Annotated in this window: 23 protein-coding genes; 11 read left to right on the top strand and 12 right to left on the bottom strand. The window is 59.6% G+C overall.

The features are described from left to right. Positions 1-113: 113 nt before the first annotated feature. The 4 genes from CAG02_RS09785 (at position 114) to CAG02_RS09770 (ending at position 1616) form a co-directional block, all read left to right on the top strand. Entirely contained in the window at positions 114-293 is a 180-nt protein-coding gene (locus CAG02_RS09785; RefSeq protein WP_085710214.1) for a type II toxin-antitoxin system HicA family toxin, read from the top strand. A gap of 34 nt (positions 294-327) precedes the next feature. Further along, positions 328-735 carry a type II toxin-antitoxin system HicB family antitoxin gene (locus CAG02_RS09780; protein ID WP_085710213.1) on the top strand — a complete coding sequence of 136 codons (408 nt, stop codon included), beginning with the start codon at positions 328-330 and terminating at the stop codon, positions 733-735. 219 nt (positions 736-954) lie between these two features. Continuing rightward, positions 955-1257, top strand: a complete 303-nt coding sequence (locus CAG02_RS09775; RefSeq protein ID WP_085683209.1) for a type II toxin-antitoxin system HigB family toxin — start codon at positions 955-957, stop codon at positions 1255-1257. Then, positions 1257-1616, top strand: a complete 360-nt coding sequence (locus CAG02_RS09770) for a type II toxin-antitoxin system HigA family antitoxin (protein WP_065257616.1) — start codon at positions 1257-1259, stop codon at positions 1614-1616. Before CAG02_RS09775 ends, CAG02_RS09770 begins: the two co-directional genes overlap by 1 nt. Positions 1617-1697: 81 nt before the next feature. Here CAG02_RS09770 and CAG02_RS09765 read toward each other — a convergent pair whose 3' ends face one another. Further along, positions 1698-2066 carry a DUF6124 family protein gene (locus tag CAG02_RS09765; RefSeq protein ID WP_085710212.1) on the bottom strand — a complete coding sequence of 123 codons (369 nt, stop codon included), beginning with the start codon at positions 2064-2066 and terminating at the stop codon, positions 1698-1700. A gap of 527 nt (positions 2067-2593) precedes the next feature. On the opposite strand from CAG02_RS09765, the gene CAG02_RS09760 reads away from it, so the two are divergent. Further along, positions 2594-3322, top strand: coding sequence for a bifunctional 2-polyprenyl-6-hydroxyphenol methylase/3-demethylubiquinol 3-O-methyltransferase UbiG (locus CAG02_RS09760; RefSeq protein WP_085710211.1), 729 nt, complete (start codon positions 2594-2596; stop codon positions 3320-3322). A 40-nt stretch (positions 3323-3362) separates the two neighbouring features. On the opposite strand, the gene tam is transcribed toward CAG02_RS09760, so the two are convergent. Next, positions 3363-4133, bottom strand: a complete 771-nt coding sequence (tam, locus tag CAG02_RS09755; protein ID WP_085710210.1) for a trans-aconitate 2-methyltransferase — start codon at positions 4131-4133, stop codon at positions 3363-3365. A gap of 215 nt (positions 4134-4348) precedes the next feature. Here tam and CAG02_RS09750 point away from each other — a divergent pair, with 215 nt between their 5' ends. Further along, positions 4349-4759, top strand: coding sequence for a low affinity iron permease family protein (locus CAG02_RS09750; protein ID WP_085710209.1), 411 nt, complete (start codon positions 4349-4351; stop codon positions 4757-4759). A 45-nt stretch (positions 4760-4804) separates the two neighbouring features. Here the strand turns inward: CAG02_RS09750 and CAG02_RS09745 are convergent, their stop codons facing one another. From CAG02_RS09745 to CAG02_RS09710, 8 genes are all read right to left on the bottom strand, one after another. Further along, a complete protein-coding gene (locus CAG02_RS09745; protein WP_085710208.1) occupies positions 4805-5308 on the bottom strand; it encodes a DUF4142 domain-containing protein in 504 nt (167 codons plus the stop codon). Between the two features lie 75 nt (positions 5309-5383). After that, positions 5384-5539 (bottom strand): KGG domain-containing protein, encoded by a 156-nt coding sequence (locus CAG02_RS09740; protein ID WP_082302357.1) that lies wholly within the window; start codon positions 5537-5539, stop codon positions 5384-5386. A 117-nt stretch (positions 5540-5656) separates the two neighbouring features. Next, the gene (locus CAG02_RS09735) at positions 5657-7006 is read right to left on the bottom strand and encodes a bifunctional diguanylate cyclase/phosphodiesterase (protein ID WP_085710207.1); all 1350 of its coding nucleotides are present in this window, start codon (positions 7004-7006) and stop codon (positions 5657-5659) included. A 77-nt stretch (positions 7007-7083) separates the two neighbouring features. After that, positions 7084-7722 (bottom strand): LysE family translocator, encoded by a 639-nt coding sequence (locus CAG02_RS09730; protein ID WP_085710206.1) that lies wholly within the window; start codon positions 7720-7722, stop codon positions 7084-7086. A 60-nt stretch (positions 7723-7782) separates the two neighbouring features. Next, positions 7783-8199, bottom strand: coding sequence for a fosfomycin resistance glutathione transferase (gene fos / locus CAG02_RS09725; RefSeq protein ID WP_085710205.1), 417 nt, complete (start codon positions 8197-8199; stop codon positions 7783-7785). A gap of 3 nt (positions 8200-8202) precedes the next feature. Further along, positions 8203-8922, bottom strand: a complete 720-nt coding sequence (locus tag CAG02_RS09720) for a hypothetical protein (protein ID WP_085710204.1) — start codon at positions 8920-8922, stop codon at positions 8203-8205. Between the two features lie 39 nt (positions 8923-8961). Beyond that, positions 8962-9693 carry a hypothetical protein gene (locus tag CAG02_RS09715; protein ID WP_085710203.1) on the bottom strand — a complete coding sequence of 244 codons (732 nt, stop codon included), beginning with the start codon at positions 9691-9693 and terminating at the stop codon, positions 8962-8964. 20 nt (positions 9694-9713) lie between these two features. After that, the gene (locus CAG02_RS09710) at positions 9714-10625 is read right to left on the bottom strand and encodes a LysR family transcriptional regulator (RefSeq protein WP_170931582.1); all 912 of its coding nucleotides are present in this window, start codon (positions 10623-10625) and stop codon (positions 9714-9716) included. Positions 10626-10703: 78 nt separating this feature from the next. Between CAG02_RS09710 and CAG02_RS09705 the strand changes: the two genes are divergently transcribed. The 3 genes from CAG02_RS09705 to CAG02_RS09695 all read left to right on the top strand — a co-directional run bounded on the left by CAG02_RS09705 (position 10704) and on the right by CAG02_RS09695 (position 13821). Further along, on the top strand, positions 10704-11192 hold the full coding sequence (locus CAG02_RS09705; RefSeq protein WP_085710201.1) for a DMT family transporter: 489 nt from the start codon (positions 10704-10706) through the stop codon (positions 11190-11192). 209 nt (positions 11193-11401) lie between these two features. Next, positions 11402-12637 carry an aminotransferase class I/II-fold pyridoxal phosphate-dependent enzyme gene (locus CAG02_RS09700; RefSeq protein WP_085710200.1) on the top strand — a complete coding sequence of 412 codons (1236 nt, stop codon included), beginning with the start codon at positions 11402-11404 and terminating at the stop codon, positions 12635-12637. 17 nt (positions 12638-12654) lie between these two features. After that, positions 12655-13821, top strand: coding sequence for an MFS transporter (locus CAG02_RS09695; protein WP_085710199.1), 1167 nt, complete (start codon positions 12655-12657; stop codon positions 13819-13821). On the opposite strand, the gene yiaY is transcribed toward CAG02_RS09695, so the two are convergent. Next, positions 13818-14966, bottom strand: a complete 1149-nt coding sequence (gene yiaY / locus CAG02_RS09690) for an L-threonine dehydrogenase (RefSeq protein WP_085710198.1) — start codon at positions 14964-14966, stop codon at positions 13818-13820. The two genes, CAG02_RS09695 and yiaY, sit on opposite strands and share 4 nt — an antisense overlap. 154 nt (positions 14967-15120) lie before the next feature. Here yiaY and CAG02_RS09685 point away from each other — a divergent pair, with 154 nt between their 5' ends. Further along, the gene (locus CAG02_RS09685; RefSeq protein WP_085710197.1) at positions 15121-16140 is read left to right on the top strand and encodes a DUF4917 family protein; all 1020 of its coding nucleotides are present in this window, start codon (positions 15121-15123) and stop codon (positions 16138-16140) included. Here CAG02_RS09685 and CAG02_RS09680 read toward each other — a convergent pair whose 3' ends face one another. Next, the gene (locus CAG02_RS09680; protein WP_085710196.1) at positions 16141-16683 is read right to left on the bottom strand and encodes a helix-turn-helix domain-containing protein; all 543 of its coding nucleotides are present in this window, start codon (positions 16681-16683) and stop codon (positions 16141-16143) included. 108 nt (positions 16684-16791) lie between these two features. Here CAG02_RS09680 and CAG02_RS09675 point away from each other — a divergent pair, with 108 nt between their 5' ends. Then, entirely contained in the window at positions 16792-17574 is a 783-nt protein-coding gene (locus CAG02_RS09675; RefSeq protein ID WP_007957912.1) for an aldolase, read from the top strand. Position 17575 lies beyond the last annotated feature (1 nt).

Below are 17575 nucleotides of genomic sequence, written 5' to 3'. Positions count from 1 at the left end.
CTCCTTCGTAAACACCAGCCTCATCAAAGGACGATGACCGCTCGGTGGTTATAGTGTTGATCGTTAAAAAATCGTGGGTATAGTACCCACCAAGCACACCACAAGGAGGTGTTGTGAACAGCCGTTTTCTAATTGGCCAGCTCGTCGCAGACGGTTGGTATCTGGTGCGCATCAGGGGCAGTCATCATCACTTCAAGCATCCGACCAAACCTGGTTTGGTCACAGTGCCTCACCCGAAGAAGGATCTGCTCAAGAAAACGGCCATCAGCATTTTGCAACAGGCGCTGCTTTGACTCGTTCGGTCAACTGCGCCGTGGAGGACGACACATGCTTTACCCGATCGCGATTTCAGTGGGTGACGAAGGACATGCCTGGGGAGTGGAGGTGCCGGATATTCCGGGCTGCTTCTCCGCTGGAGATGATCTGGACGACGCAATGGCCATGGCTCGCGAAGCCATCGAAGGCCATTTCGAGATTCTGGCCGAGGACGGTTCGCCGATCCCGCCAGCCAACAAGGTCACGCTGCATGCCGCCAATCCAAAATACGCTGGCTGCACGTGGGCTTTGGTGGACATCGATGTAACCAAATACCTGGGCAAAGCTCAGAAACTCAACATCACATTGCCGGGCTACCTGCTGAACCGTATTGATGAATACGTGTTGCACCACCCGGAAGAGAAAAGCCGCTCCGGATTCCTGGCCTCGGCGGCGCTTAAGGTGTTGCAGCAAGGTTGAAGCTAAATTGAGAAACCGGTCCTGATAACCGGCTTTTTAATGTATGTTTTTGATGCAACCTCAGGGCCGTCATTCCTTGATAAACAATTCAGATCACATGCTTCAACGTGGGCCCCTACGCTTACGACAAAGCGACTCACCCGCTTTGCTCAATGGATATCAGAGATTGCATCTCTGTTAGGCGAAGACTACTATCTCCCAAAACGGGAGGAGGCATGGATGCGGATAATTGCAAGAGCAACCTTGCGGGAATTTTGGGAGAGCAATCCGGCTCATCTTGATTCCCAGACCCCGCTGGTTGAATGGTATCGCCATATGGAAAAGGCACTCTACCGCACGCCGCAAGAGATCAAGGCCGAGCTCAGAACCGCCAGCATCCTCAAGGGTGCAAGGGTTGTCTTCAATATCGGTGGAAACAAATATCGAGTGATTCTGGCAATTGATTACCAGCGGCAGCTTGGCTTCATCCGGTTCGTCGGCACCCATGCCCAGTATGACCAGATCAACGCGGAGACCGTGTAATGAACATCAAGCCAATTCGTAGCCAGGAAGATCTGGCTGCGGCGTTGACACGAGTAGAACAGCTCTGGGGAGCCGAGATCGGCTCGGCTGAAGGTGATGAACTGGAAATCCTCGTGCTACTCATCGAGAAGTACGAAGAAGAACATTACCCAATACCGCCGTCCGATCCGATTGAGGCAATTAAATTTCGCATGGAACAGCAAGGCCTGACTCCTCGTGACCTGGAGCCTTTCATTGGCACCAGCGGACGCGTGTCAGAAGTACTGAACCGCAAACGAAAATTGAGCCTGTCGATGATCAAACGCCTTCACGATGGATTGCGAATTCCTTACGAAAGTTTGCTTTCGGGCGTTTCCTGACAGAAATCATCCAGGGATACGGAAACCAAAAAACCGGTCGCGATGACCGGTTTTTTTTATGCCTGCCAGAACAGCTGCAATTCAGCTCTTCACCTCAACATGATCCAGCGCCTGATTCACCGCCAATTCCCCCAGCATCACGACTTGCGCAATCCCCAGTGCTGTCTTGCGATGGGACGGATCGAGCACGGCGGCGAAGTTGCTGAGCATTTCGCTGGCCGAGCCCAGGGATTCGCTGGCGTTGGCGAGCAGGGATTCGGTGTTGTAGGCCGGGTTGGCGAGGAACATCGGTTCAGGCTGGTTGGTCGTGCCCATGACATGGGCGCCGGGGCAGAGGTAGTGATCGAGGGCGCGATTGGCGGCGTCGTTGAGTTTTCTGGAGTCGATTGAGGTGTAGGGGGAGGTTGGGTCGGTTTCGACTTCTGGGGGATTCGGTGTCGGCTTCTTCATAATGGCTTCTTTCTAGTCGATAGGTGGAGCTGACCTACTCGGTTCCAATCGAAGAGGTGGCAGCTGTACACGAGTTGGAACCCGGGCGAAAAAAGCCAAAAGCCCGACAGACTCGAAGTCTCTCGCGCACAGCCGCCATAACAGAGTGCACACCATGAAGGCGGGCAAGCATACGTCATGAAAGCTGCTTTTGCTTTTTTGGTAAGCCGCGGGGTTCCAATCCCGATCGCCGATTCATCAGCGACCTTCACAGGCTAGAGCCCGCACTTCCGACGGACAACCTGAAAACCTTGTGGGAAGAATCAGTAAACAGGACCATCTCTTTAAACATCCCGAATCGAAAAACCCCGTTTACAGATCCGCAACACTCCCTCAGTTCTCACACTCGCCACGACCCGCTAGCATTTCCCCATCACCCACCACCCTCCCCCTGCGCGGCCATCGACGAATACGCGCCATCACGTTTCGAGGGACTTCAAATCGTGGCCGTTGAGCCACCCGAATCAAATTCAGACGAGCACCAAACCATGACCCAGAACATCTACGACGACCCCGAATTTTTCCAGGGCTACAGCCAGATGAACCGCTCCATCGGCGGCCTCGATGCCGCGCCTGAATGGCCGGCGCTGAAAGCCTTGCTGCCCTCCCTGCACGGCTTGCAGGTAGTGGATCTGGGCTGCGGCTACAGCTGGTTCTGCCGCTGGGCCAGCGAGCAAGGTGCAGCCGAGGTGCTGGGGCTGGATGTCTCGGAGAAAATGCTCGAACGAGCGAAGGACACCACCTCGGCCGCGAACGTCCGCTACGAACGTGCCGACCTGGAACAGCTCGACTTGCCTACGTGCACATTCGATCTGGCCTACAGCTCGCTGGCCCTGCACTACATCAAGGATCTCTCGGGGCTGTTCGCCAAGCTGCATGCGGCGCTGAAACCCGGTGCGCATTTCGTGTTTTCCATTGAGCACCCGATCTTCATGGCGCCGCGCAATCCGGGCTGGCTGGTCGACAGCGAGGGCAACAAGCGCTGGCCGCTGGACAGTTATCAGATGGAAGGCGAACGGGTTACGAACTGGCTGGCGGACGGCGTGATCAAGCAACATCGCACGGTCGGCACGCTACTCAACGCGTTGATCGACGCCGGATTCACGATTCAACACGTCAACGAATGGGGCCCGAGCGATGCCGAGGTGGCCGCACAACCGGCGCTCGCCGAAGAGCGTGAGCGGCCGATGATGATGCTGGTCGCGGTAGAGCGCTGACCGCAAAAGAAAGGGCCGATCCAATCGGCCCTTTTTCATTTCAACATGTGGCAACGATGAACAACCGCGGAAACGGCAACAACACCGACCCATCCGCCAGCGCCGGATAAGCCTTCGCAACCTCCGCCAGATAGTGCGCCAGATACTCCGCCCGCTCGGCTTCCGTCAGCGGGCTGAGGAACGGAATCAAACCGCTGCCCTTGAACCACTCGACAACGCCTGAAGCGCCGCCCGCCAACTGATGGTGATAGGTGGTGCGCCACACATCGACCCGCGAGCAATGCGGACGCAGCATCGAGAAATAGGTGCTGGCATCCGCCATCTCGGTCCGCTGCCCCGCCGCACCGGCCAGTTTGCTGGCCCAAGGCCCGTTGGCAGCAACCTCGCGCATCAAACGATGGGACGGCTCGTTGAGGTTGTCCGGCATCTGAATCGCCAGACTGCCACCCTGCGCCAGCTTGCCCGCCAGCGCCGGCAACAACGTCCCGTGATCCGGCACCCACTGCAACACCGCGTTGGCGAAAATCACATCGAACGGCCCTGCATCGGCCCACTTATCAATGTCCGCCACCTCGAACTGCAGCTGCGGCAGACGCTTGCGCGCGGCATCGATCATGTCAGGCGAACTGTCGAGCCCCTGCACTTTCGCCCCCGGAAAACGCTCCACCAGCAGCTCGGTCGAGTTGCCGGGGCCACAACCGATATCGACCACTGAACGCGCCTCCCGCGTGGGAATCGCCGCCAGCAGGTCACGGGCCGGGCGGGTGCGTTCATCTTCGAAAGCGACGTATTGTTTGGCGGACCAGGTCATTGCGTTCTCCTGTCTTGGACGTTTTGGCGAAACGTGGAAAAAGCGGCTGCCGTCACGATACAACGAACGTGTTTATCTGCCTTCCCCTACCTACGTCCGATATCGCCGGAATCACGGCCTGCGGCGACTTCCATAGAGAACAGAAAACTGTAAGCAGAATTTTCCTCCCTCCCCCGCTGTCTGAATTTCAAGCTCCCCCCACAAGGAACACCGCCATGAAATTCGCAAAGATTTCCCAGACGCTCGCACTCTGGGCCGGCAGTCCGAAGACGTTCATGGGGGCTTTGATTCTGATCGGGTTGTGGGGGTTGAGCGGGCCGATTTTTCATTTCAATGACACCTGGCAGCTGATCATCAACACCTCGACCACGATCATCACGTTCCTGATGGTGTTCCTGATCCAGAACACCCAGAACCGCGATACCGACATCCTGCATTTGAAGATCGACGAGTTGTTGCTGGTAACCAAAGAAGCGCAGAACGCGATGCTCGGGCTTGAGGCGCTGGATCTCAAACAACTTGAAGCGTTGCGCAAACACTACCGGGCATTGGGTGAAGGCGAGGTTTTCAACCTTGACGGGTTGGGTGAAAAGAGCAAACCGAAGCAGGACCTGAATGACTGCTGAGCAAAAAAACGGCGCCTTGAGCGCCGTTTTTTGTTTGACCCGGTTTCAGCGACTGGCTTGCAGCGCCCGCGCCATTTCCAGATGGCTTTGCAGTTTCGGCAGGGTCTCATCGGCGAAAGCCTTGATCTCCGGCACGTCGGTAGTCTGGGCTTCCTGCTGGATCTGCTCGATGGCTTCTTCCGTGGCTTTGACCTGACTGGCGGCATAGGCCTGATCGAAAGATGCGCCGTCCTTCACTTCCGGAATCAGCGCCTTGGCCTTGTCGGCGATTTCTTCACGGGGGGCGATGGGCAGATCAAGTTTCTTGGCGATTTTCGCCAGATGCTGGTTGGCCGTGGTGCGGTCGTTGATGACCACGATGGTGTAATCCTTGACCTCTTTGGATTCGGCCTTGCTGTGGGCCTGGCGGCTGGCCTCGATGTCGGCCATGCCTTTGGCCGAGGCTTCGTTGATGAAGTCGGCGGGCGACTGGGCAAATGCGCTGCCGGCACTCAGGCCCAGCAGGGTGACAAAACTGATGTTGCGTACTCGGGTGGCCATCCGGCTCATGGTCGCGCCCTCCTTCTCGGCAAATTCAAGCGGGAGCTTGCGCCCCCGCCTCTCAATCAAAACAACCTTCGCCGACTACTTCGATTTCTGAGCGGGCTTGCGGCCCATTTCAGTTTTAGGTTCTTTATCGACAGTCGTGGTGGTGGTTTTCCCACCCTTGCGACCGGCTTCAGAGGCCTTCGTTCGATCGTTGGCAAAGTTTCCCGAGTTCGAGTTTCTTGAGTTAGGCATGATTCTCTTCCTCTTGGTATTGATCGTCAGCGAGCAGATGCCCGCCTGGATTGAGAATTCGCCAGCCCCCAAAGGTTTAGAAAAGTTGCCGTTGCCGCGACGAACGGCGGTCGCCAGTCAGATATCACGCGCCCGATGATTTTCCCGTTTGGCGGCGTACATGGCCTGATCGGCGTGGCGAAACAGTTGCTGCTCGTGATGGCCATGTTCGGGAAAACGCGCAACGCCGATGCTCGGCTCGATGTGCAGGTTGTGCCCGTCCAGACGCATGGGTTGCACCAGCACCTGTCGGATTTTTTCCGCCACGCTGTCGGCATCGTCCGGGGCGTGGACGCTGTGCAGCAGCACCACGAACTCGTCGCCGCCGATGCGCGCCACGGTGTCGGTCTCGCGCACGCAGCCCTTGAGGCGGTTGGCCACGGTCTGCAGCAGCATGTCACCGACGCCGTGGCCGAACGTGTCGTTGACCTGTTTGAAGCGATCCAGATCGACATACAGCAGCGCCATGTGCCCCGAGGTTTCCCGAGCGCTGGCCAGCGCAGCCTTCAGTCGATCACGCAACAATTCTCGATTGGGCAATTGGGTCAATTGATCGTATTGCGCCATGCGCCGCAGGCGGGCGTGCAATTGCTGGCGTTCGATGGCGGTGGCGACCTGGGCACAGACGTATTGCAGCAGTTCCTTGTCGCGCTCGGTGTAGCGCTCGCCGCCGGGCAGGCTTTTGACGATCAGGGCGCCGATGGTGCCGTTTTTTGAATTCAACGGCACACCGAGCCAGCACGGTGATTGCTGCCCCGCCACCAATGCTTCGAAGCCTGCCGGGGCCTGCGGGCAATCCGGAGTCAGCAGGATCGGCTGGCCGCTGCGGATGACCTCGGCGCACAGGCGACCGGTCACAGTGCCGGGTTGCTCCGGTTGCAACTCGTCATCGTCGACGTGGTAGGGGAAATTCAGTTTTGCGCAGTGTTCGTCGTACAGCGCCACGGAGAAATTCAGCGCCGGCAGCCACTCGCCGATGATCGTATGGATGCGCTTGAACAGCGCCAGCAGATCTTCCGCCGCATGGGCCGCTTCGGAGATCGCATACAACGCGGCCTGACGGGACTCGGCCAGTTTGCGCTCGGTGATGTCCCGGGCCACGGCGATACGCAATTGATCGACTTCCGACCAGCGTGCCGACCAGAGGATGTGCACAAGGCTGCCGTCCTTGCGCACGTAGCGGTTTTCGAAATTGTGCTTGGGCTCGCCGCCCATGATGTCGCTGGCGGCGGCCAGGGTGCGTTCACGGTCGGCGGGATAGACGTAGTCGATCATCGACTGGCCGATCAGTTCGTCAGGGGTATAGCCGAGAATCCGCTCGCAGGCTGCGCTGACAAAAACGAAGCGACCTTGTTTGTCGACCGCGCAAACGGCGTCCAGCAACAGATCGATGTAACTCGCCAATGGCGCAGAATTTCGGCTTTCCATGGTTCAGCGTGGGTGTCCGGGCAATGCAGCACTGATCAACCGTCCCTGACCTCGACCTCGCGTCCCAGCGATTTTCTTCAAGTCTTGCTCGGCATCAGCCCCGGCAACGCGTGCACCAGGGCATTGATGGCGAAACCGATGAACATTACCCCGCACAACCGGGTGATGGCCAGTTCATGGCGCTGATACAGCGTGCGCACCCGACGGGCGCCGACAACGCCAATGAGAATAGCGTAGGCGAGCAATCCGCCGAGGAAACTCAGGGCAATCAGCATCGGCAGCATCGACCAGTTGAGCAGTTCGGCGCGGCTCGACAGCAGCGCGGTGAACGTCGCCACCGCCACCGGGTAGGCTTTGGGGTTGGTCAGGCCGAACAGGATGCCGTGCCAGAACGGCTGACGCGCCGCGCCCTGGGGCTGATCACTGTTGCTGCGCTTGGCCCGCACCGCGCGCCAGCCGAGCCAGAACAGGTACAGACCGCTGAGTACGCCGAGCACGTCGAATGCGGTGCTGCCGATTTCCCGGGCGCCGACAATCGCGATCAGCGCGGTGCTGCACCAGATCACATCGCCCAGCAGATGCCCGCACAGGAATCCCGCCCCGGCCCGACGACCGCGCGCGGCGCCAATGCCGAACACCGCCAGCACACCCGGCCCCGGCGTGATGCCGTAGATGAAACCCGAGGCCAGCACGGCCATAAGCAACGATGGAGTCATGGAATACCTGCAAGCGCCGGAAAACGTGGCCGCCAGTCTATCCCAGCGGTTTGTGAATATTCACGACTCGTTGAAAAAACGCATCCCCGCGTAGGGCTTTTGCCGACACGCGGCCAGTCGCGAGGCCAGATCGCCGACATGCGCTTCGAGCTTGTGCCCGTCCGGGTCGAGAAAGTAGAACGATGCACCTTCGCTGCGGTTGTCGCGCCATTCCTGCACGTTCGCAGCGCGAAGCTGTTGCACGAATCGTGGAAAGTCCGCTGCGCCGAGGCTGAAGGCGTAGTGGGTGTAGTCGGCGGCGGGCTCGGATTGGCGTTGCGCATCGAGCGACAGGCACAACCACAGGCCCGGGAGCGACAGGTAGGCACCGGCATCCCACGTGGCCTCGACCCGCAGCTTGAGGACGTCGCGATAGAACGCAAGGCTGCGATCCAGGTCGCTGACGGCGAGGGTCAGGTGGTTGAGGCCGGTGAGCATCGGTCAGTAACCTCGCAGGTCTTCGGGGATGGTGTATTGCTTGCCGTCGTAGGTCAGGGTGATTTGGGTGTTTTTCAGGTCGGTGGTTTTGGAAACACACTCTTTTCCTGACTGGGTCGATGTGGATACCGAACCACTCGAAGAAACGATCAAATCTGCAAATCCATTGTGGCTGGAGGGGCCGATTTCCACAGTCCTGCGGATTTGCGTGTCCTTGTTTTCACACTCCCCCGAACCCTCGCCGAATACCTTGCGAATGACCAGCCCCTCAAGCACCGGCCGCAACTTGGCACCTTCACGTACGTACAGCGCCAAATCTGTCCTCGAGTAAGGGTTGGCGCTGGAGAGATGGATAGAGAAATCCGAACGTAACCCGAAGGCGCGAACGTCCGATGCGAGACGGTAACGGGCGGTATCGATCTTCAGGTCGTCGAACCGGGTGGCATCAGAGTTGTAGGCACCGGGCTTGGCATAAGTCGCCAGCGGTTTGGCGTCGGAAGCGTTGAGCAGCGACAGTTCCAGATCAAATACTCCGTCCTGGTCACCTTCCGAATCCGGCACGAACGTGGACTTCGCCGAGATCGCCTTGTCCGGGAAGGCCGGCCACACTTTGCAGCGTGACAGGGAATGGCCGTCGAGTTTCTTGACCTCACAGGCGGCGTGGGCCTGAGTGGTGATGGCCAGAATACCGAGGGCGATGAAAAGTCGGGTTGGAGTGAGCATTGTTCTTCCTTGAAATAAGTCGTGTTAAGCAGGCGTCAGTCACGAGCCTTTGTAACCTTGAGGCAGGACGTAAGACTTGCCGTCATACCGAAGTGTGGTCAATACGGGTTTATCGGCCGTAGTCTTCAATTCACAAGTCTCCGGTGGCCCCTCGCCCACAAGGCTGGTAGAGACGGATTTAACAATCAGGTCGACGTAACCGTGCGAACTGGTTTTACCGATTTCAATGGTGCGTTCCGTGTAATAACGCTCACCCGCGCACCCACCATCCCATTCGCCACCGTAGTCATACATCACCAGTCGATCCAGCACCGGACGCAACTTGTCGCCCTCTTTCACATAGAGCGACAACAGGACTTGATCCAAAGGATTTACGCGAGAGGAGCCCTTGAATCTCACTCGAACGCCAAAAGCCCGAAGCTCGGGAGTGAGCTTGTAACGCGCCGTATCGAATTCCACGCTTTCCAACGCGATGGCATCGGACATGAATGCAGCGGGCAAGTGATAGCTTGCAATCGAATTCGACTCATCTGTCGTAACCGATAAGCCAAGGTCATAACTGCCGACATTACCGGTTTTGCCATACTCCGGATCCGGCTCAAACTTCGAAACCGCATTCAGCGTAAGTCCGGGATAAGCCGGCCAATCCTTGCAAACAGAAAAATCCCGCTGGTTCACCACCGGCACAGGCACACAATCAGCCCACACCTGCCCCGCCATCAGCGCCCCGCAAATCGCCAGACACCCCACCACCCCAGACTTCACTGTCACGCCCCGCTCCTTGATGTTTTTCAGCCGCGCACTATCCCCTCCCCGATCCGCCGATTCAACCAGTTCAACGCCTGATCCCCGCCCCGCCGCTTGTGCCATGCCGACACAAACGTGAACGGCGCAATTTCAAACGGCGGTGGCACGACGATCAGCGAATCGTCATCCACATCCTTCAACGTCCGCGAGGCCACGGTCAGGATCAGATCCGTGCCACTGATGAACTGCGGCGCGACGCTCCAGTGCGGCAGGCTGATGGCGACGCGGCGCCGCTCGCGCAAGGCGGTCAGTGTGCGTTCGATTTCCGGCGTGCCGCTGCCGCGCATTTCCAGCAGGACGTGGGGTCGGGAAAGGTAGGTTGGCAGGTCGAGAACACCTTCGGCGGGAAGGCTTTGACGATCCAGCAGGCAGACATAGCGCTCCTCGAACAGCGGCGTGCTGCACAACTCACCGGGCAATTCCGGAAGCACACCGGCAGCGAGGTCAATGTCGCCGTTGAGCAAACCTTCAACCATCCCTTCGCGACTGGCGTGGCTGATTTGCAGATCAATGCCCGGAGCCTCCGCGCGCAACGTGCGAATCAAACCCGGCAGGATAATCGCCGCGCCATAGTCCGACATCGCAAGCCTAAAGGTCCGACGAGCGCTGGCCGGGTCGAAGGTGTTCGGCGCCAGCAGCGATTGCACCTGGGCCAGGGCCTCGGCCAGAGGTGCAACCAGTTCCAGCGCCCGGGCGGTAGGCACCAGCCCCGAACCGGCACGTACCAGCAATGGATCACCGAGCAAGTCACGCAATCGGGCCAACGCATGACTGACTGCCGGTTGACTCAGGTGCAGACGCTCGGCCGCACGGGTGACGTGCTGCTCGCCGAGCAAGGCGTCGAGGATCACCAGCAGGTTGAGATCGATACGCCGAAGATCATTCATCTGATGCATGTTCCGCATGACAAAACAGAATTTAAATCTGCGCGACGAATACCCTAGAGTCCAGCAAAACCTTGCTGGAGAACGATCATGAGTACGTTGCAGTGGGCCGGTCTGTTGCTGCTGGCGGCAGTGGCCGGGGCTGTCGTCCCGTTTCAAAGTGCAATCAATACCAATCTGGCCCGAGGGTTGGGCCATCCGTTATGGGCGACGTTGGCGTCATTGCTGGTCAGCGTGCTGGTGTTGTTGCCGGTGATTGCCGCGCTGCGCTTGCCGTTGCCATCGCTGGCGTTCATCGGCAAAGCGCCGCTGTGGATGTGGGCCGGTGGCGCGTTCGGGGTGTGTTTTGTGGCGCTGGCGGTGGTGCTGGTGCCGAAACTCGGGGCATCGGGGTTTGTCGCGCTGGCACTGGCCGGACAGGTACTGGCTTCGATGGTGCTGGATCACTTCGGGTTGTTCGGGCTGCTGGAGAAGCAACTCACGTTGCCCCGGGTATTCGGCGCGGTGTTGCTGATGGCGGGCGTAGTGCTGATCCAGTTCTCCCCGGCGCTGGAAAAGAGCGCCACCGCCGTTGGATAACAGGGCAAAGGTAAGCCCTTCACTACCTGGGTTGTCGGGCATTTCACCGCCTTACAACCCGGCGAGGCATCGCCCTACAAACAAAACTCCTACAGCCCTCAGCGCTATCGGATACAGCCGATTCTGGCCCTGCATTGCTCTCTGTAAAGTCTGGCAACACACACAAATTGCAACACCCCATGGATTGCCATGCTCAAGGAGAGCTGCCTATGAATCACTCGCCGGAATCCGCCAACACCTTCTCCAACTACCGCAAAGTCATCGCGCTGGCCGACCACGACTGGGAGGCCGCCGAAGCCGGAAAAATCGCCGCCCTCAACGTCGAAGTCAAAGGCTGCAACCATTTGCTCGATCAGCACGGGCGCCGGTTCCATCACTTCTGCACTACTTCCTATCTGGGTCTCGATCACCATCCCGCCCTGCTGGAGGGCGCCATCGCGGCGTTACGTGAAACCGGCACACTGCGCGTTGCCAATTCGAAAAACCGCTGCAAACTGGCGCTGCTCGACCGATACGAAAGCGAGCTGTCGCAATTGTTTGGCGCCGTATGTCTGAGCACTCTGTCCTGCAGCGCCGCGAGTGCCGGGATTCTGCCGCTGTTGGCCAGTGGTGTGTTTACCCAGGGCCGTCCACCGGTGATGGTGTTCGATCGTCTGGCTCACTATTCGATGAATCACCTGAAGGCCAGTTGCGCCGACGAAACCCAGGTATTGACCTGCCCCCACAACGACATGGATTTTCTCGAATCGGTGTGCCAGCGCCACGCAACGGTCGCCTATATTGCCGACGGTGCCTACAGCATGGGTGGCGTGGCCAATCTGGACGGTCTGCTGTACCTGAAAGAACGCTATGGCCTGTTCCTTTATCTGGACGACTCCCACGCGTTGTCGGCGGTCGGCAGCAACGGCGCCGGTCTTGTACGGCCAAGAATGCCGGCGCTGGATGAGGACTGTCTGATCGTCGCGTCACTGGCCAAATCGTTCGGGGCCAGCGGCGGTCTGGTGATGCTCGGCCATGAGCGGCAGCGGAAACTGATCCAGCGTTACGGCGGGCCGAGCAACTGGTCGCAAAGCCTCAATTGCGCGGCCATCGGTGCGGGCCTGGCCTCGATCCAGCTGCATCGCAGTGCAGAGCTGCGCGCGTTGCAGATTCGGCTCCAGGCCAATATTCGCCTGTTCGACAGCCTGTTGTGCACCGAACAGCACGGCAGCCCCATGGCCATCCGTTTGATCAACTGCGGCGAGGCTGCCCTGGCCACTCGCATCGCCATTGAACTGGCCGAACACGGCTTTTTCACCAGCGCCGTGTTCTTCCCGGTGGTGGCTCAAGGTAAAGCCGCGATCCGTGTGACCCTGCGTGCCGACATGGAATCGACACTGATCCACCAATTCTGTGATTTGATCACCGGACTGTTACTGACTCACAGCGGCCATCGCGACCGCTGAACCTTCACGGACGACTCATGAACCCCGGACTCATCCTGCTCATCACCTGCTCCACCGTGTTCCTCGCCCAACTGGGCATGAGCATTTACCTGCCGGCGTTGCCGCAGATCGCCGGGCACTTGCACGTCGATGCAACGCAGGTGGCCTGGGGTTTGTCGCTGTACCTGATCGGCATGGCATTGCCCATGCTGTTCTGGGGCAGCCTGGCGCAGCGCATCGGGCGCAAACCGGTGCTGCTGGCGGCGCTGGGGATTTACGGGCTGGCGAATCTGGCGCTGCCGCTGGGTTCGACGCTGGAGTCGTTCCTGCTGTTGCGACTGCTTCAAGGGATCGGCGCCAGTGGCATTTCAGTGATGGCGCGGGTGCTGATCCGTGACAGTTTCCGGGGCGATCTGCTGGCGAAGGCGCTGTCCTGGATTTCGATTTCGTTTGTTGTTGCTCTGGGGATCGGGCAATACGCCGGCTCGCTGATTCAGGTGACGCTGGGCTGGCAGGCGATCTTCTATCTGCTGGGTGCGGTCAGCCTGTTGATGGCCGCGATTGTCTCGCGCCTGAATTTCCCGAAACTCGTCGAGACGCCCACAACCGCTTCACCCTGGGCGGTATACGGAAGGATTCTGACCCACCGGGCGTTTATTCTGCCGGCGCTCGCGGGCGGTCTGGGTTATGGCGTGATCATCACGTTCAACAGTGCTGCGCCGTTGATTCTGCAAGGCCCGTTCGGTTGGTCGACGACCGAATACGGGTTGCTGGGCTGGCCGATCAGTGCGGCGTATTTTCTGGGGGCGCTGGCGGTCAATCGCTTTGTGCTGCGTACCGGTCAGCATCGGTTGATGGCGTTGGGTGTGGGCCTGGTGATGGCCGGCAGCGGGGTGATGCTGGCTGGCAGCCTGTTGGCCAGTTCCGTTGCCTGGCTGCTTTGGCTGCCTTACTGCGTCGCCGTGTTCGGCCAGTCGCTGAACTATCCGATCAGCCTGTCACGGGCCAACGATGGAGCGCCGATTGCCGGCGCTTACGCGATGGCCCTGAGCGGTTTCATTCATCAATTGATGGCCGCATTGATCGGCGCGGTGGCCAGCCTGCTGGCCGGTCCACACGCGTGGCCGCTGTCGCTGTTGTGTTGCGTACTGGCGGCGGGCGCGGTGCTCTGCACGAGGTTCACGCCCGAGCGCCAGTCCGCTTAAAACGCGCTGCGGAAAATCTCCTCGATCTGCCGCTGATCCGCCGCCCGCGGGTTGGTGAAACCGCAGGCGTCTTTCAGGGCATTGGCAGCGAGTACCGGAATGTCGGTGCATTTGGCACCGAGGTCACGCAAGCCGCCGGGGATGTCGACGTCTTTGGCCAGGCAGCGGATGGCGTCAATCGCGGCTTTTGCGCCCTCCTCCGGGCTGAAACCACGAATGTCGGCACCCATGGCGTGGGCCACATCGGTGAGACGATCGGCGCAGACCAGCGCGTTGAACATCTGCACATGGGGCAACAACACCGCGTTGCACACCCCATGAGGCAGATCGTAGAAACCGCCCAGCTGGTGCGCCATCGCATGCACGTAACCGAGCGAGGCATTGTTGAACGCCATGCCGGCGAGGAACTGCGCGTATGCCATGTTTTCCCGCGCCGCCAGATCGCTGCCGTCGCGTACCGCCAGACGCAGATTGTTGCTGATCAGGGTCATCGCCTTCAGCGCGCACGCGTCGGTAATCGGGTTGGCGGCGGTGGACACATAGGCTTCGATCGCATGGGTCAGCGCGTCCATGCCGGTGGCGGCGGTCAGGCTTTTCGGCATGGCGACCATCAGCGCCGGGTCGTTGACCGACAGCAGCGGCGTGACATTACGGTCGACGATGGCCATTTTCACGTGGCGGGTTTCGTCGGTGATGATGCAGAACCGGGTCATCTCGCTGGCGGTGCCGGCGGTGGTGTTGATGGCGATCAGCGGCAATTGCGGCCTGGCCGATTGATCGACGCCTTCGTAGTCACGGATCTGCCCGCCGTTGGTCGCGCACAGGGCGATACCCTTGGCGCAGTCGTGGGGCGAGCCGCCGCCGAGTGACACGACGAAATCACAGCGGCTGTCGTTGAGCAGCGCCAGCCCGGCCTCGACATTGGCGATGCTCGGGTTGGGTTTGGCGCCGTCGAAGATCACCGAATCGATGTCCTGCATCGCCAGTTTCTCGGCGATCATGGTCGCCACGCCAGCCTTGGCCAGGCCCGCGTCGGTAACGATCAGCGCCTTGCGAAAACCGTAGTTGCGGATGGCATTCATGGCTTCGTCGAGGCAGCCGCTGCCCATGATGTTTACGGCGGGAATGAAAAAGGTGCTGCTCATGGCGCGTCTCCTGACAGGGGCCGGATCGACTCCTGCGATCCGGCGGATGCATACAGGATCGACCGATCGGTCACGGCGGATGTTGATCTGGCTCAATGCCCGCTCGTGATAAAGTCGCCGCCCATCTGCCCCTTGTTTTGAGACGTGCCCTGCAATGACCGATTTTCTGGATGTCGACGCCACCCTCGAAGACTGGAACGCGTTACGCGCCACCACCGACTTTCGCGGTTTGCTGGTGGGCAACGGCGCCAGCCGCGCGGTATGGGACGATTTCGGCTACGACTCGCTGTTCGAAAACGCCCGCACGGTGGAAGAAAAACCGTTGAGCCCGTCGGAACTGAGCGTGTTCGACGCCATGCAGACGCGCAGTTTCGAGCAAGTGCTCGGCGCGCTGAAAACCACCAGCCGGGTCAACAAGGCACTGGCCGTCAGCTCGGCCGCGCCGCGCAATCGCTACTACGCAATCAAGGAGGCGCTGATCAACGCCGTCCACGACTTGCACATTCCGTGGCGACTGGTCGAAGCGTCGACCCTGACGATCCTGAACCACGAACTGGCCAGTTATCGCACGGTGTTCACCACCAATTACGACCTGCTCAACTACTGGGCCCTGCAACATCAGGGCGAGGCCATCGACGACCTGTTCAACGGCCCCGACGCCAGCTTCGATCTGTGCGAAAGCCACACTGAAAAACCGCGTCTGCTGTACCTGCACGGCGGCCTGCATCTGGTACGCAACCAGGACGGCAGCGCCCGCAAACTGACCGCCACCGAAGGCACGCTGCTCGGCAGTTTCGCGATCAACAACACCCTCAAGACCCTCGACGACGTGCCGCTGTTCGTCAACGAAGGGCCGAGCGCGGACAAGCTCAAGACCATCCGCAGCTCCGATTATCTGTCGTTCTGCTACGACCAGTTACTGGAGCATGGCGACAACCTGTGCATCTTCGGCCATGCCATGGGCGAGCAGGACAGTCACATCGTGCGTGCCCTGCGACTGGCGAAACCGAAGACCGTGGCGATCTCGATCTACCCGCGCAGCGCGGCGTTCATCCAGCACCAGAAGCGGCATTACGCGAAGGTATTCGAGGACACGGGCGCCGAGTTGCGGTTCTTTGATTCCAAGAGCCACGCGCTGGGTAATCCGAAGCTGTCGGTGCCGGTCGAGGTCTGATCACTCTTCGCTGCTATGCACGACCACCAGCAGTTGTGCCTGCTCCTCGCCCACCGAGCGTATCCGGTGCGGTTTCTGCGCATTGAAGTGCAGCGCGTCGCCCCGCTCCAGCAGGACCCGTTCGTTCATGAAGTCGACTTCGACCCGGCCTTCATGGACGAACAGAAACTCCTCGCCCAGATGTTCCTTGAAGGTCTTGTCGGTGAATTCAGTCGGCGGATAGATGATGAACGGCAGCAGGCTGCGCTCGCTGACCTGATGGGCCAGCACCGCGTAACCGGGGCTGTGATCGTTGGCCGCCAGTGACTGGCGTTCGTGACTGCGCACCAGGCTGTAGCTGTCGAGGCTGACGTTGTCTTCCGAAAACAGCTCCTCGACCTTCACATTCAGCGCTTTCGCCAGTTTCAACGCAGCGGCAATCGACGGCGTGTTCAACCCGCGCTCGACTTTCGACAGGTAACTCTTGGTCATGCCGGATTTCTCGGCCAGTGCCTCAAGGGTTACGCCAAGTTTTTTTCTCAATAATTTCAAACGGATAGACATGCGAAGCGATTATTCCAGCAAAGGAAAGACGATTTGTCCTTGCCAATGACACAAAGTGTCATATAGCCTCTTAAGTGTCATCCATGGCAACCACCACAGGACACGGATATGGCGAAGACATTAGCACTACCCAAAGACGAACTGGTCAAGCAAGCGCTGACCCAGATGCAAAAAAGCCTGGCGGATAATACGTGGACGGACCGGCAAAAGCTGGCCCTGACCTGCCGGATCCTCTTCGAGAACGGTCACGATTCGGGCCTGGCCGGGCAGATTACCGCCCGTGGCCCGCAGCCGGGCACTTACTACACGCAGCAACTGGGGCTGGGGTTCGATGAAATCACCGCGAGCAATCTGCTGCTGGTCAACGAAGACCTGGAAGTGCTCGAAGGCCACGGCATGGCCAACCCGGCCAACCGTTTCCACAGTTGGGTGTACCGCGCCCGGCCGGACGTGAACTGCATCATCCACACCCACCCGACGCACATTGCCGCGCTATCGATGCTGGAAGTACCGTTGCAGATTTCCCACATGGACTTGTGCCCGCTGTACGACGACTGCGCGTTTCTTGAAGGCTGGCCGGGCGTCCCTGTCGGCAACGAAGAAGGCGAGTTGATTGCCGGGGCGTTGGGCGACAAACGGGCGATCCTGCTTTCCCACCACGGTCAGCTGTCCACCGGCACGACCATCGAGGAAGCCTGTGTCATCGCGCAATTGATCGAACGCGCCGCCAAACTGCAATTGCTGGCCATGGCCGCCGGGACGATCAAACCGATCATCCCCGAACTCGGTCGCGAGGCCCATGACTGGGTCTCGAAACCCAAACGCCACGCCGCAGCCTTCAACTACTACGCCCGGCAGAACCTGCGCCAGCACGCCGATTGCCTGAACTGAA

The organism is Pseudomonas sp. R43(2017) (assembly GCF_002112345.1).
GTDB lineage: Bacteria > Pseudomonadota > Gammaproteobacteria > Pseudomonadales > Pseudomonadaceae > Aquipseudomonas > Aquipseudomonas kribbensis.
The sequence above is the reverse complement of the archived record's forward strand: the minus strand, read 5'-3'. Positions and strand labels throughout refer to the sequence as shown.